13 protein-coding genes and 1 tRNA gene are annotated in these 13068 nt (G+C 76.2%); 9 read left to right on the top strand and 5 right to left on the bottom strand.

Annotated features, from left to right (window positions below):
* Positions 1-108 precede the first annotated feature (108 nt).
* Positions 109-555: a DUF4442 domain-containing protein gene (locus ACWDBE_RS37080; RefSeq protein ID WP_392881300.1), complete on the top strand. Its 447-nt coding sequence runs from the start codon at positions 109-111 to the stop codon at positions 553-555.
* 110 nt (positions 556-665) lie between these two features.
* On the top strand, positions 666-1598 hold the full coding sequence (locus ACWDBE_RS37075; protein WP_449810172.1) for a hypothetical protein: 933 nt from the start codon (positions 666-668) through the stop codon (positions 1596-1598).
* Between the two features lie 85 nt (positions 1599-1683).
* On the opposite strand, the gene ACWDBE_RS37070 is transcribed toward ACWDBE_RS37075, so the two are convergent.
* From ACWDBE_RS37070 to ACWDBE_RS37060, 3 genes are all read right to left on the bottom strand, one after another.
* On the bottom strand, positions 1684-2142 hold the full coding sequence (locus ACWDBE_RS37070; RefSeq protein ID WP_449810171.1) for a GNAT family N-acetyltransferase: 459 nt from the start codon (positions 2140-2142) through the stop codon (positions 1684-1686).
* Between the two features lie 313 nt (positions 2143-2455).
* A complete protein-coding gene (locus ACWDBE_RS37065; protein ID WP_449810170.1) occupies positions 2456-3361 on the bottom strand; it encodes a spermidine synthase in 906 nt (301 codons plus the stop codon).
* 142 nt (positions 3362-3503) lie between these two features.
* Positions 3504-4019 carry a hypothetical protein gene (locus ACWDBE_RS37060; protein WP_449789588.1) on the bottom strand — a complete coding sequence of 172 codons (516 nt, stop codon included), beginning with the start codon at positions 4017-4019 and terminating at the stop codon, positions 3504-3506.
* Positions 4020-4280: 261 nt separating this feature from the next.
* Between ACWDBE_RS37060 and ACWDBE_RS37055 the strand changes: the two genes are divergently transcribed.
* Positions 4281-5903, top strand: a complete 1623-nt coding sequence (locus tag ACWDBE_RS37055) for a tetratricopeptide repeat protein (RefSeq protein WP_449810169.1) — start codon at positions 4281-4283, stop codon at positions 5901-5903.
* 77 nt (positions 5904-5980) lie between these two features.
* On the opposite strand, the gene ACWDBE_RS37050 is transcribed toward ACWDBE_RS37055, so the two are convergent.
* Complete coding sequence (locus tag ACWDBE_RS37050) at positions 5981-6637, bottom strand: histidine phosphatase family protein (RefSeq protein ID WP_449789590.1); 657 nt, start codon at positions 6635-6637, stop codon at positions 5981-5983.
* A 215-nt stretch (positions 6638-6852) separates the two neighbouring features.
* On the opposite strand from ACWDBE_RS37050, the gene ACWDBE_RS37045 reads away from it, so the two are divergent.
* From ACWDBE_RS37045 to ACWDBE_RS37035, 3 genes are all read left to right on the top strand, one after another.
* Positions 6853-8091, top strand: a complete 1239-nt coding sequence (locus ACWDBE_RS37045) for a hypothetical protein (RefSeq protein WP_449789591.1) — start codon at positions 6853-6855, stop codon at positions 8089-8091.
* 132 nt (positions 8092-8223) lie between these two features.
* Positions 8224-9849 carry a hypothetical protein gene (locus tag ACWDBE_RS37040; protein WP_449789592.1) on the top strand — a complete coding sequence of 542 codons (1626 nt, stop codon included), beginning with the start codon at positions 8224-8226 and terminating at the stop codon, positions 9847-9849.
* Positions 9850-9857: 8 nt separating this feature from the next.
* Positions 9858-11210 (top strand): AAA family ATPase, encoded by a 1353-nt coding sequence (locus ACWDBE_RS37035; protein WP_449810182.1) that lies wholly within the window; start codon positions 9858-9860, stop codon positions 11208-11210.
* 25 nt (positions 11211-11235) lie between these two features.
* On the opposite strand, the gene ACWDBE_RS37030 is transcribed toward ACWDBE_RS37035, so the two are convergent.
* Entirely contained in the window at positions 11236-11544 is a 309-nt protein-coding gene (locus ACWDBE_RS37030) for a hypothetical protein (protein WP_449810168.1), read from the bottom strand.
* 232 nt (positions 11545-11776) lie between these two features.
* Here ACWDBE_RS37030 and ACWDBE_RS37025 point away from each other — a divergent pair, with 232 nt between their 5' ends.
* The 3 genes from ACWDBE_RS37025 to ACWDBE_RS37015 all read left to right on the top strand — a co-directional run bounded on the left by ACWDBE_RS37025 (position 11777) and on the right by ACWDBE_RS37015 (position 13055).
* A complete protein-coding gene (locus ACWDBE_RS37025; RefSeq protein WP_449789594.1) occupies positions 11777-12130 on the top strand; it encodes a hypothetical protein in 354 nt (117 codons plus the stop codon).
* 237 nt (positions 12131-12367) lie between these two features.
* Complete coding sequence (locus ACWDBE_RS37020; RefSeq protein ID WP_449789734.1) at positions 12368-12913, top strand: bifunctional DNA primase/polymerase; 546 nt, start codon at positions 12368-12370, stop codon at positions 12911-12913.
* A 68-nt stretch (positions 12914-12981) separates the two neighbouring features.
* Positions 12982-13055: transfer RNA gene (locus ACWDBE_RS37015), tRNA-Lys, on the top strand.
* Positions 13056-13068 lie beyond the last annotated feature (13 nt).

Raw genomic sequence — 13068 nt, 5'->3', positions numbered from 1 at the left:
CAGTTGCCCACCCTCCCAGCCGGATGTGCGCTCCCTCACACGCGCCCGACCCGTCGGCTTCAGGTCGACCCCTGCCACCGGAAGCTACTGGCTAGTAACATCAACGCCATGACCACACCCATGATCGGCAAGCTGCTCGACGACACCGTGCCGATGGCGCACACCCTCAAGCTGGAGTACCTGGAGACCACCCCGGAGCGCGCCGTCCTCCGGCTCCCGGACCAGCCCGCCTACCACAACCACGTCGGCGGCCCGCACGCCGGCGCGATGTTCACGCTCGCCGAGTCCGCCAGCGGCTGCATCGTGCTCGCCGCCTTCGGCGACCAGCTGTCCCGGGCCGTGCCGCTCGCCGTCAACGCCGAGATCGCGTACAAGAAGCTCGCCATGGGCGACGTCACCGCCACCGCCGTGCTCGGCCGCCCGGCCGCCGAGGTCGTCGCCGAGCTGGACGCCGGCGGCCGCCCCGAGTTCCCGGTCACCGTCGAGATCACCCGTGCCGACGGCGCCGTCACCGGCGTGATGACGGTCACCTGGACCCTGCGCCCCAACTCCTGACCGCCGCGCGGTCGGTGGCCCCGGGAGCGCCGGCCCCGGGGCCACCCGTGCGATGACTGTCCGTGACGGCGGGCGTGACCTCACCGCCCCCCGGCTCGTTCTCGATTCACGTGCGAGCCAATCACGCGACCGAGCCCCAGGAACCCGCCCCCGGCGGCGTCGCCGGTGCCCGCCGCGGGATCGCCCGGTGGCTGCCCCGCCCCCGTGTCGTCGCGACCGCCGGGGCCCTGCTCGCGCAACTCTGGGGCTTCGGCGCCCCCGCGTACGCGGCCACCGTCGACCCGCTGCCGGACCCGGCCCGACCCACCGTCCGCCGCGCACCGCACGCCGCACCGGAACTCGACCGGCCGGAACTCGACCGGCCGGCGCTCGACGGCCCCTCCCTCGACGGGCAGTCAGCCGAACGCCCCGTCGGGTCCGGCCCCTCGACTGGCGCGCCGCCGAACCACTCCCCCGGGCCCACCGGGAGGCCGTCCGGCGACGGCCCGGTCGAGGACCTCCCCGGGATCACCGGAGTCACCGGAGTCACCGGGGCAGTCGGCGGCACCCTCCAGGAACGCATCCGGGCCGGCGGCCTGCCCCTGCCCGGCCAGCGGGCGGCCGTCCCCGATGCCTTCGCGCTCGCCTCCGGTCTGCTCGGCACCGACCCGGCCCGGGCCCGGCCCGACGGCCCCCGCGTCTTCCGCGAGGGCGGGGCCGCCGACCTGTCCGACCCGGCCCGACGCCGCACCGACCCGGCCCTTCCCGCCCCTTCCCGGCAGCGCGGGGCCGCGGCCGAACCGCTGGTCCAGGAGGCGGTGGTCACCGCCGCCGACCGGACCGGCCCCACCGCCGAGCCCGACAGGGCGGCGGACCCCACGGCGCCCACCGCACCGGGCCGCGGCGGCCCACCCGAGACGCCGGCCGTCGTCGACACCGCCACGGCCGCCACCTCCGGCCACGGCTCTGCCACCGCGACCGCCGTCCTCGCCCCCATCGCCGCCGGACTGCTGCTCACCGGAGCGGCCATGTGCAAGCACCGCGGACTGCCCAGCGGACACTGAGCGTTCCCGGGCCCGCCGGCGCCCGCCCAGGGCGACGGCGGACGGGGCGAGTCCGGCATCGGTCACAGAGACAGGCCTTGGGCCCCTAGGACGCTTCCAGGTCAATGGCCAGCAGCGGGAGTTCACGGCCCGGGATCGAGCCGGACGGGATGCTGCCGATCCGGGTGGCGCCCATCGCCAGGTAGAACGGCTCGGCGTTCGGGTCGGAGTCGATGGTGAGCCGGCGCAGGCCGAGCGCCACGGCCAGGACCCGAGCCCGCTCGAACAGCGCGCGGCCGACGCCACGGCCGATCCACTCGGGCTCGACGAAGAGCTGGTCCAACGACCCGGTCGGCGGCGCGCCGGACAGCGAGACGAACCCCAGCACCTGCCCGTCGGCCTCGGCCACCACCGTGACCGACCGCTCGATCACGTCCACGTCCACGGTCAGCTCCGACCGGCAGGCCGCCATGAACGCCTCGTCGTAGCCCCAGTACGCCTTGGCCCGCAGCGCGATGCCGGTGAGCAGCGCGGCCTCCTCCGGCCTGGCCGGTCTGATCTCCATGACGCCCCCTCGGGTCGGCGGCCGGACGGCAGCGTCATTGTCGGCCGCGATTCCGTCGTCCGCCAACGGTTTTTCGGCGGGCCGCCCGGTCGGCGGACGAGGGCGGACGAGGGACCTCGCGAACCCCCGAGAGGCATGACGGCAGACGGCTCGCCCGATGGACCGACGGGGGGGAAGGGCCGGGTCGGCGCTGCCGGCCTGGGCGTCCCGGCGACCGCGGCCGGAGCGACGCCGGCACCCGCCCGTACCGGACCCCGCCCCCGGCCACCCGAACAGGGCGAGGACGGAGCCCGGCGCCACCCCGGGCGGGCCGTCAGCGGAACACGCCCGGCGGCGGTTCCGGGGACGGGGCCGCCGTGGCGTCCGTCGCCGGGGTGGCGCCGGCCGCGAAGTCGGTGAGGGCGCGGCCGTGTTCGACCCGGGCGTGGGCGGAGTCGGAGGCGGCGCGGCGGGTGAGGTCGGCGACCGGCAGCGGGGTGTGGGCGGCGGCCAGGATCAGGTTGCCGAAGCGCTTGCCGCGCAGCACGGCGGGGTCGGCGATCAGGCAGAGCTCGGGGAAGACCGCGGCGAGGGTGGCGACCTGGGAGCGGGCGAAGGGCAGGGCGCCGCCGTCGGCGATGTTGGCGGCGTACCAGCCGCCGGGGGCGAGGGCCCGGGCGGCGAGGGTGGTGAACTCGACGGTGGTGCAGTGGGCGGGGGTGCGGGCGCCGGAGAAGACGTCGGTGATCACCAGGTCGACGCTGCCCTCGGGGGTGCGCTCCAGGACGCTGCGGGCGTCCGCGCCGCGCACCTTGATCTGCCAGCCGCGCTCCAGGGGGAGTTCGGTGCGGACGAGTTCGATGAGCGCGGTGTCGATCTCGGCGACCTGCTGGCGGGAGCGCGGCCGGGTCGCGGCGGTGTAGCGGGCGAGGGTGAGGGCGCCCCCGCCGAGGTGCAGCACCGTGAGCGGGCGGCCGGGCGGGGCGACCAGGTCGATCAGGTGGCCGAGCCGGCGCTGGTACTCGAAGCCGAGGTGGGTGGGGTCGGCGAGGTCGACCAGGGACTGCGGGGCGCCGTCGATCAGCAGCGACCAGGCGGCGGGGCGGTCGCGGTCGGGGCGCAGCTCGGCGAGGCCGGAGCCGACGGGGCGGCTGAGCGGGCCCTGGGCGTGGGTGCGTCCGCCCGGTCCGGTGATGGCCGCCGGTTCACTGCCGCGGGCGGCTCTGCTGCTTCGTCCCATGCCGGCCATTATCGCCGCCGGAGTGGAACACCCACAGGTCAGGGGCGTGCCGCGGGGATCCGGACGGAGGCCGGCGGGCCCGGCGGTCTCCACGCGGCACACCCGCTGGAACGGGCCGGGACCGCCGGAACGGCCGAGGCCGCTAGAACGGGCCGAGGCCGCCCGCGGTGAGTGTGCAGGCGGCCTCGCAGAGGGCGGAGCGCAGTACCCAGGCGTCGGTGGGGCGCGCGGTGCGGACGGCGCCGGAGGGCGGGATCACCCAGCGCTGGTCGGTGGCGGCGGGCACCAGCGCGCCCGCGGTACAGGAGCTGCCGGGCAGGTGCCAGGTCTCCCAGGTGCCGGCCGGGACGAGGAAGGAGACGGTGCTGCCGTTGCGGCTCTGCAGGACGGCTCCGCAGGCGCGGCGCAGTCTCAGGATGTCGACGGCCTCCAGGCCGTGCCGCAGGGCGACGGTCACGGTGTCGCAGGAGGTGACGAGGATGCCCTCGTCCGGGGTGGTGCGCTCGCGCCGGTGGCCACCGCGGGGGATGCGGCCGCCCTCGACCGGTGCCCGGCCGGACATCCGGTCGTCGGCGGGTTCGGGGAGGAGGGCGGGGGACGCGCCGGCCAGTACTCCCCCGCGGACGGGGCGGCACTGCGGCAGTCCGGTGGCCATCATGGGCTCTCCTGTACCTCGTCGGGTCCTGAAGCACAGCCGTTGGGAGGACCGCCGGCCTGGGACGGGCCGGGCGACGGCATGGGCTTCTTCCTCGTACCAGGACAACGCGGCGGGCGCACCGCGGGCCACGGGGCGCATTACAGCAAGCCATGGCATTTCATGGCGGATATCCCGCAACATCGCCCGCTTCGTCCCGGTTTGACGGTAGATGTCCTGCAAACCGAATGTGGCCGCTCGGTGACTCCGAGTACTCTCGGCGCCATGGCAGCCACCCCACCGGCCGAGCCGAACCGACCGATCCCCAACACCGTGATGCGCGCGCTGCGCGGCGACCGTTCACCCGGCGAGTTCGCCACGGCCGTCCGCAGGGCCGCCCGCGAGATCGGCGAGCACGTGTCCTGCGACGCCCGCTACGTCGGTCGGATCGAGTCCGGTGAGATCCGCTGCCCCAACTACGCCTACGAGCGGGTGTTCCGGCACATGTGGCCGGACCGCACGCTCGCCGACCTCGGCTTCGCCTCCCGGACCTCCGTCCGCCGCCGCTCGGCGGACCGACCCGGCGGGCGGAGCGAACCGCCTCCGCTCCACCCGACGTTCCCGCCCCTGCCCGCCCCGCGCTCACCACTCTCCGCTCAACTCCCGTACGCTGCCTCGCCGTACGCGGATCCAGCCGCTCCGGAAGGACCCTCGTGGCCGCACCCCGGGACGGCGCCCCGGGGGCCCGATGGATCGCCCAATCTCGACGAGGAGAACGACGACGTGCGTCGCCGTACGTTCCTGGCCGGCGGCACCACCGCGCTGGCCACCGTGATCGGCATCGACCGACCGGTCGCGGCCGCCGGCCTGCCGGCCCGTGCCGACGGCTCCGCCGGTGCGCTCACCGGTCAAGGCGCCCTTCCCGGTGCGGAGTTCGCCGCACCGTCACTGCTCGGCGGCGAACCGCTGGTGCCCGGCCGGCCCGGGCCGGTGGCAACGATGCGCCGGGTCGGCGCCGCCGAGGTGCTCGGCGTCGAACAGGCCGTCCGGGAGATCCGGCTGGCCGACGACGCGCACGGCGCCGACGCCCTGTACGAGCTCGCCGGGCAGTCGCTGCGCAACGCGTACGTGCTGCTCAACGAGTGCGAGTACACCGAGGAGACGGAGCGCCGGCTGCAGGCCGGGGCGGGTGAACTCGCCATCTCCGTCGGCTGGTTGGCCCATGACTCGAACCGGCTCGCGGACGCCCGCTCGTTCTACTCCGAGGCGCTCGCCACCGCCCGGATGGCCGGGGACTCCGCCCTGGAGGCGCACGTCTTCTGCAACAGCGCCTTCCTGGCCCGGGACGCCGGCCGGCCGCGCGAGGCGCTGCGCGCCGCCCAGGCCGGGCAGGCCGCCGCCCGGGATCTGGGCTCCGAGCGACTGCTCGCCCTGTTGACCATGCGCGAGGCCGGCGCCTGGGCGCTGCTCCAGGACCGCGGCTCCTGCGAGCGCGCGCTCGGCCGGGCGTACGCGCTGTTCGACCGGGGCCCCGCCGAGCAGGACCCGGAGTGGATGTCCTTCTTCGGCGAGGCCGAGATCGCCGGCCTCCAGTCGCAGTGCTGGTCGGCGCTCGGCGACTGGGACCGGGCCAGCGAGCAGGCGGGGCTGGCGATAACGCTCCAGAAGCCGCACTTCGTCCGCAACCGGGTGCTGTACACCGCCGAGCTGGCCCACGACCGGCTCGGCCGCGGGGACCTGGTGGGCGCGGCGCACCACGGCTCAGCCGCCGTCGCGCTGTTCGGCGCCGTCCGCTCGGCCCGGATCCGGAGCATGCTCGCGGACACCGCCGGACGGCTGCGCCCGCACGTCGCGGTGCCCGAGGTGCGCAGCTTCCTGACCGACTACGACCGGGCGGCGGCCGCCTAGGGCACGGCCCGCAGGCCCGGTGCGGGACGCCGGGGTCACGGACGGCCCGGAGCCGCCCGAGGTGCGGGGCGCCGGGGTCAGTGCGCGGCGGCCAGGCCGTCCAGGTGGGACAGGTCGTTCCAGACCTCCACCGCCGGAGCGCCGTACTCCCAGGACAGCACGCAGAGCGCGGCCGTACCGAGCTTGAACCGCTGGGCGTACTCGGGCGGCAGGCCCAGCCAGCGGGCGGCCAGGATGCGCAGCAGGTGGCCGTGCGCGAACAGGACGACGTCCCGGTCGGCGCAGTGCATCACGGTGGTGCTCGGGTCCGGGACGCCGTGCTCCTCGTTGAGTCCGGCCAGGAAGGAGTCCACCCGGGCCGCCACCTCGGAGAGCTTCTCGCCGCCGGGCACCCCGTCGCGCCAGATCAGCCAGCCGGGCCGGTCGGTGGCCCGGATGTCCGCGCCGGTGCGGCCCTCGTACGCGCCGTAGTCCCACTCCATCAGCTCCGGGCGCTCCACCGCGCGGTCGCCGAAGCCGGCCAGCTCGCAGGTCTCCTTGGCCCGGCCGAGCGGGCTGGTGTAGACGAGCGCGTCCGGCAGGCCGTTCCAGGGGGCCTTGGCGAGGCGGGCGCCGAGGGCCCGGGCCATCGCGCGGCCCGCCTCGGTCAGCGGGATGTCGGTGCGGCCGGTGTGGCGGCCGGTGGCGGACCACTCGGTCTCGCCGTGGCGGACCAGCACGATGCGGCAGGGCATGGGGGCTCCTAGCGAAAGAGCGGTGGCAACAACGGTCGGTCTCACCATTGAGCACCGGGCTCCATGATCCCCCACCCGGGCGGCGGCCACGATCGCGGGGCCGTCCCGCCGCCCCGGACCGCACGCCCTCGAACGGGGCCCTGGCCGTCCGGCATGTCGTCCAACGGCCGGTCCGCACCGCATTGTCGGACCCGGATGCGACACTGGGCCGCACCATGAACGTCTCGACGAACGTCCCGCCCCGCGGGCCCGCTGAGCCGCTCGCCCGGCGGCTCGCGCAGCTGCGCGGACCGGCCCCGCAGCGCAGTCTGAACGCCCGCTCCCTCGCCGCGCTCGCCGCCAATCCGGGCTGCCACCGCCGGGCCGTGCTCGACGCGGCCGGGGTGGACAAGTCGGCGCTGGCGGCCCGGCTCGGCCGCCCCGCCCCCTTCGGCCAGTCGCCCTTCGCCATCGCCCGCGGCGTGATCTTCGAGTCCCGGCTGAAGGCGGACGGCTACGCCCCGCTGCTGGAGCCGCTCCGCCACCACCTGGGCGTCCCGGTGGACGGCCACGCCCCGCTCCTGGTACCGGACCTGCTGCACCGCTCCGGGCCGGCCGTACGCGCCGACCGGACGGCCGAGGCCCTGGCCCGGGCCGCCGCCGACCCGGAGGCCTGGACGCTGCTGGACCACCCGATGCTGCGGCTGGAGGTGGCCGGCAGCACCGCCTACCTGGAGCCGGACGCGCTGGTGGTGCACGGCGGGCGGTGCACCGTGGTCGAGATCAAGTCCTTCCCGGTGCTGGACGGCAGCGCGGACCCGGCCAAGGTCGGCGCCGCCGCCCGGCAGGCCGCCGTGTACGTGCTGGCGCTCCAGCACGCCGCCGCCGCGGCGGCCGGCCAGCCGCTCGCCGAGGACCCGTACACCGAGCAGCGGCTGCCGGGCAGCCCGCGCACCAGCGTGCTGCTGGTCTGCCCGAAGGACTTCGGCAACCGGCCGACCGCGGTGGCCGTGGACGTCCGCCGCGAACTGGCCACCACCCGGCGCCAGCTGAGCCGGATGACCGGCATCGGCCGGCTGCTGGAGGCGCTGCCGCCGGACGCCGACTTCGACCTGGCCGCCGACGAGGACGGCGCGCCGGCCCGGAGCACCGGCCGACTGGCCGCCTCGGTCGAGGCGGTGCCCGCCGCGTACAGCCCGGACTGCCTCTCCACCTGCGAGCTCGGCTTCCACTGCCGCGCCCAGGCCCGCTGCGGCGACCGGGTCGAGCAGCTCGGCCGGGGCGTGCGCGGCGAGCTGGGCAGCATCCGTACGGTCGCCGACGCGCTGGCCGCCGCCGGCACCAAGAACGGGGACCTGGACGGCGCGGACGACGCCGCCGAGCGCCTCGCCTACGCGGCCGCCCTGCGCGCCGAGGCGCTGGAAACGGCGGCGCTGAGGACGGCGGCGCCCGCAGCCGCGGAGGCGGGCGCATGAGTGAGCGAGTCACCAGGAGGCGCGCACAGGCGAATGCCCCTGCCAAGCGAAGCGAGGCGGGCGGATGAGCGAGCGAATCATCAAGAGGCGCGCACAGGCGAATGCCCCTGCCAAGCGAAGCGAGGCGGGCGCATGAGCCTGCTCACCACCCTCGCCCGGCTGGAGGCCGTCCGCAGCGGCCGGGCCGAGCCGCTGGCCACCGTCCGGCACCGGCACCTGTCCGACCGCCCGATGGTGCTGGTCCCGCTGACCGCCGCCGGCGAGTCCGGCGCGCCGCTCGCGGTGATGCTCGGCACCGACCGGGACGCGCCCCGGCTGCACCTGGTGCCGCAGCCGCTCAACCGCACCCTTCGCTTCGACTTCCTGGCCGAGCTGGCCGCGGACCTGCTGCCCTACCTGGAGTCCTTCGCCGAGGACGTCGAGCGGATCGAGGGCTCCGAGAAGGACCCGGAGACCGGCGAGAAGACCCAGGTGTTCCGTGAGCTGTGCGCGGACGCCCCACAGCTGATCGTGCCGAACGGCGCGGGGGTGCGCCACCTCGCCCTGATCGGCCGCTCGACCCGCTTCCGCCGCACCGCCGAGGACGCGGAGCCCGGCCCGTACCCGGCGCCGGCCCGGGTGCCGCTGCTCGGCCGCTGGCTGACCCACCTCACCGACCGTGCCCAGGTGCCGGGCTCCTCCCTGCTGCTGCCGATGACGGGGCTGCTGGCCCGGCACTGGGCGACGGGCCAGAGTCACCTGGAGGACCAGCACCTGGCGGCCCTGCTCGCCTGGCACCGCCCGCCGCCGGGGCTGACCGGCGCGCAGGCGGCCGAGTTGGCCGAGTCCGCCCGGGACGACCGGGGGCAGCTGCTGCACCCGCCGGCCGGCCCGGCCACCGACCCCCGCTTCGACGAGTTCGTGCTGGCCCCGGCGATCGCCCGCTACGACTCCGCCGTGGCCGCCCTGCAGCACGGCACCGAGCAGCGCGACGAGGCCGCCGCCGCCCGCGCCCGGACGGCCGTCCGGGGCGCGGTGACGGCACTCGAGGAGGCGCTGGCGACGATCCTGCTGCCCACCTGGCGGGACGTCTGGCAGGGCCTGGACCTGCTGCGTGCCCTGCCGCCGGCCGGGCACCTGGCGGAGCGCTGGACGGGCGACCGCTGGTCCTACACCGGCCATCGGGACCGGCTGGCGGCCGGCGAGCCGCCGCAGCCCCGGCAGGACGACGCCGTCACCGCAGCCCGCAAGCTCGCCCAGCGCGAGCGCGAGCAGGCCAGGCTCGACGTCCAGGAGGCTCTGGACGACCCGCTGGCGATGGCCGAGCACCGGCTGGCGGGCGAGGCGTTCAGCGGCGTGGTGACGGAGGTGGTGCCGGACTGGGACACCACCGGCCGCTCGCCCAAGCCGCGCCCGCTGGTCACCCTGCGCACCGCCGACCGTCCGCACGCGGACCTCGGCCGGGAGGTGCACCGGGTGTGGGGGTCCCCCCGGCCGGAGGCCGGCGCGGGCCCGTCCGCGCAGAAGGCGGAGATCGTCGCGGTGGACGCCGCCGCGGGCACCCTCACCCTGCGGGTGCTCTCCGGCATGGGCCGCCGGAAGGACCCCGAGCCGGGCAGCCTGCCCGAGCCCGGCGAGTCGGTCACCTTCACCCTGTTCGAGCTGACGGTGCGCCAGTCAGCGCCGCTGCCCGAGCCGGACGACACCCCGTGGACGCACGGTGGTCCGCCCGGTGCCGCGCCCGTACCCGCCCCGTCCGTCTCCGAGGAGTGGGAGTGAGCAGTCCGATGGTCCCCGAGCAGGCCCCGGGTGCGGCCGCCGACGCCGCGGTGGCGCGGATCCTGGCCGCCACCGTCCATCCGCCGGCCGGTGCCCCGCGCGGCGTGGTGGTGGACTCCCCGCCCGGCGCGGGGAAGTCGACGCTCGTGGTGCGCGCCGCGCGCGAGCTGGTCGGGGCTGGCGAGCGGCTGATGATCGTCGCCCAGACCAACGGCCAGGTGGACGACCTGGTCGGCCGACTGGCCGAGAAGGCGCCGGAGCTGACGATCGGCCGGCTGCACGCCGCGGACTCCCGGCCCGGCCCGGAGGTGCTGAAGCACGCCAACGTCACGCCCTCCGACAAGGTCGCCGAGCTGGTCGAGCACGACGTGGTGATCTCCACCGCGGCCAAGTGGCAGTGGGTGCGCGCCGAGGCCCCGTGGCGGCACGCGATCGTCGACGAGGCGTACCAGATGCGCTCGGACGCCCTGCTCGCGGTGGCCCGGCTGTTCGAGCGGGCGCTGTTCGTCGGCGACCCGGGCCAGCTGGACCCGTTCACCGCGGTCGGCACCGAGCAGTGGGCCGGGCTGTCGTACGACCCGTCCGGCAGCGCGGTGGTCACCATGCTGGCGCACAACCCGGAGATCGAGCCGCACCGGCTGCCGGTCTCCTGGCGGCTGCCCGCCAGCGCCGCGCCGCTGATCTCGCGGGCCTTCTACCCGTACACGCCGTTCCGCTCCGGCACCGGCCCGGACGACCGCCGGCTGACCGCCGCCGTGCGCCCGGACGGCTCGGCGCTGGACGCGGCGATCGACCGGGCCGCCGAGCACGGCTGGGCGCTGCTGGAGCTGCCCGCCCGGCACACCGTACGGACCGACCCGCAGGCCGTGGCGGCCGTCGCGGCCACCGTCCGCCGGCTGCTGGAGCGCGGGCTGACCACCCACTCGGAGCAGGGCGAGGGCCCCCTCACCGCGGACCGGATCGCCGTCGGCACCGCCCACCGGGACCAGGCGGCGGCCGTGCGCGCGGCGCTGCTCAAGGCGGGTGTACCGGTGGACGGCGCGGACGGGCCGGTCGTCACGGTGGACACCGCCAACCGCCTCCAGGGCCGCGAGTACGACGTGACCGTGGTGCTGCACCCGCTCTCCGGGCGCCCCGACGCGACCGCCTTCCACCTGGAGACCGGCCGGCTCTGCGTGCTCGCCTCCCGGCACCGGCACGCCTGCATCGTGGTGGCCCGGGCCGGGATCGCCGAGCTGCTGGACGAGCATCCCGCTACGGAGCCGGTGCAGCTGGGCGTCCCGGTGGCCTTCCCGGACGGCTGGGAGGCCAACCACCAGGTGCTGCACCACCTGAGCGGCCACCGGGTGCACCTGCGGTAGACCAGGTGCACCCGCGGTGGGGGGGTCAGTCCTCGGTCTCGCAGACGGCGAAGGCCTTGACGGCCGAGTGGTCGGTCCGCGCGATCCACCCGGTCGCGTCCTGGGACGGACCGTTGTGGGTCACGGTGTCGTTGGTCCCGGCCGGGAGCACGTAGCCGCCGCCGGTCAGGTGGGTACCGCTCGGGCAGGTCGCCTGCGACGGGGCGCCCGGGGCGCTCGTCGGGCCCTGCACCACCACCGCCGTCTCGGCGGCGACGGCGGGCGCCGCGGCGGCCAGGCCGAGGGCGGGAGCGGCCAGGAGGACGACGGTGGAGAGGATCGCTCGGCTGCGCATGGGGTTCTCCCGGTGGTGCGGATGGCGGGGACACCCGGACAACCGGTTCGCCCGCTGCTCGGATGCGCGGCGCCCAGGGCACGCGCCCGGCGCGTGCCGGGGAATAGCGCTCGCGTGCGCACCGTTCCGCTACCGGCCGTCGCCGCGAGACAATGGACGGCGGCCACGACCGGGCGGCGCGGCCCGGAGCAGATTCCCACCACCCCCACCCGAGACCCGGAGGTGTCCGTCCATGCCCGACTCCCCAGAGTCGACCGAGCCCACCAGGCGCCTGCGTCCGGTGCAGCTGCTGTTCGAGCCGCAGTCCGCCGAACCCGAGCCGGAACGATTCTTCGATCTGGAGTCGATCGAGGACCCGGCGGAGCTGCTGCGCCGTTCCACGGAACTGGCCCTGGCCTTCCGGGCGGCCGCCGAGCGGGCCACGGACTTCCAGGCGGTCGCCGCCGCGCAGCTCGCCGACCCGCGCCGTTTCGACGCGCTCTCCGACGTCGAGGTCGCCCAGCGGGCGGACTGGACCCCGGACTACGCCGCCAAGATGATCGAGTACGGCCGCACCCTGCTCCAGCCGCGCCGGCACGAGGACTGAGCCCCGCGCCCGACGGCGGGACGGGCTGATGCCTCGGGCACAGGCCTCTGGCATATGCGCGGCGGGGAAGGGTACGCCGTTCCCCGCCGCGCTGTCCGGCGAACCGTGCTTTCCGCCCGCCGGGGGCGTGCGCGCCGCAGGCTGCTCTCCGTGGAGATCTGGACACAGCAGTCGGTGACGCAGCAGTCGGTGACACGGCACTCGGTGCCGCAGCAGTCGGCGGTGTACCCGTCGGTGATGCACCCCTCGGTGGAGTGCGTCGGCGCGGCCGGGGAGGCCTGGCTGGCCTCCGCCAGCGAGTACCCGCGCAGCATGCGCGCCCTGTGGGAGAGCCGCCCCTGGGCGCCCTCGGTGCTGCCCTGCGGGCGCGCCTTCGACGTGATCAGCATGCCGGCGCTGTTCGGCCGCCGGGTGCTGGACGAGCTGTGGGCCTCCGGGCCGGGCTGCGGGCCGGTGGCCGTCCACCGGGGGCGGCTGCTGCTGTTCGTCCAGCCGGGCGCGGCGCCCCGGCTGCGCCGGCTGCTGGCCTGGGAGGAGTGGGCCCGGGATGTTCCGCCGCTGCTGTGCCACGGCAGGGGCGACGCGGTGACCGTGCCGCCGCTGCAGCGGATGGTGAACAGCCCGGACTCCCCCGGGCAGGGCGCGGGCCGGTGGATCGTCGCACCGGAGCGGCGCGATCCCCGGCTGCCCGGCGCCGCGGTGGTGCTCTGGGCCTGCGTCCGGGCGGCGCGTGAGCCGGGCGCGGCGGTTCCCGCCGGGTCGGCCGTCGTGACCGGGGGGTGAACGCGGGGCGACCGGTATTCGATTTTGGCTCGGCCGCACGGCGCTGCTAGAGTCTTCTCTGTCAGCAGGCGCCGCTAGCTCAGTTGGTTAGAGCAGCTGACTCTTAATCAGCGGGTCCGGGGTTCGAGTCCCTGGCGGCGCACAGACAGCCGGAA

It is taken from the genome of Kitasatospora sp. NPDC001132 (assembly GCF_053598415.1).
This window is presented reverse-complemented; position numbering and strand designations above follow the sequence as displayed.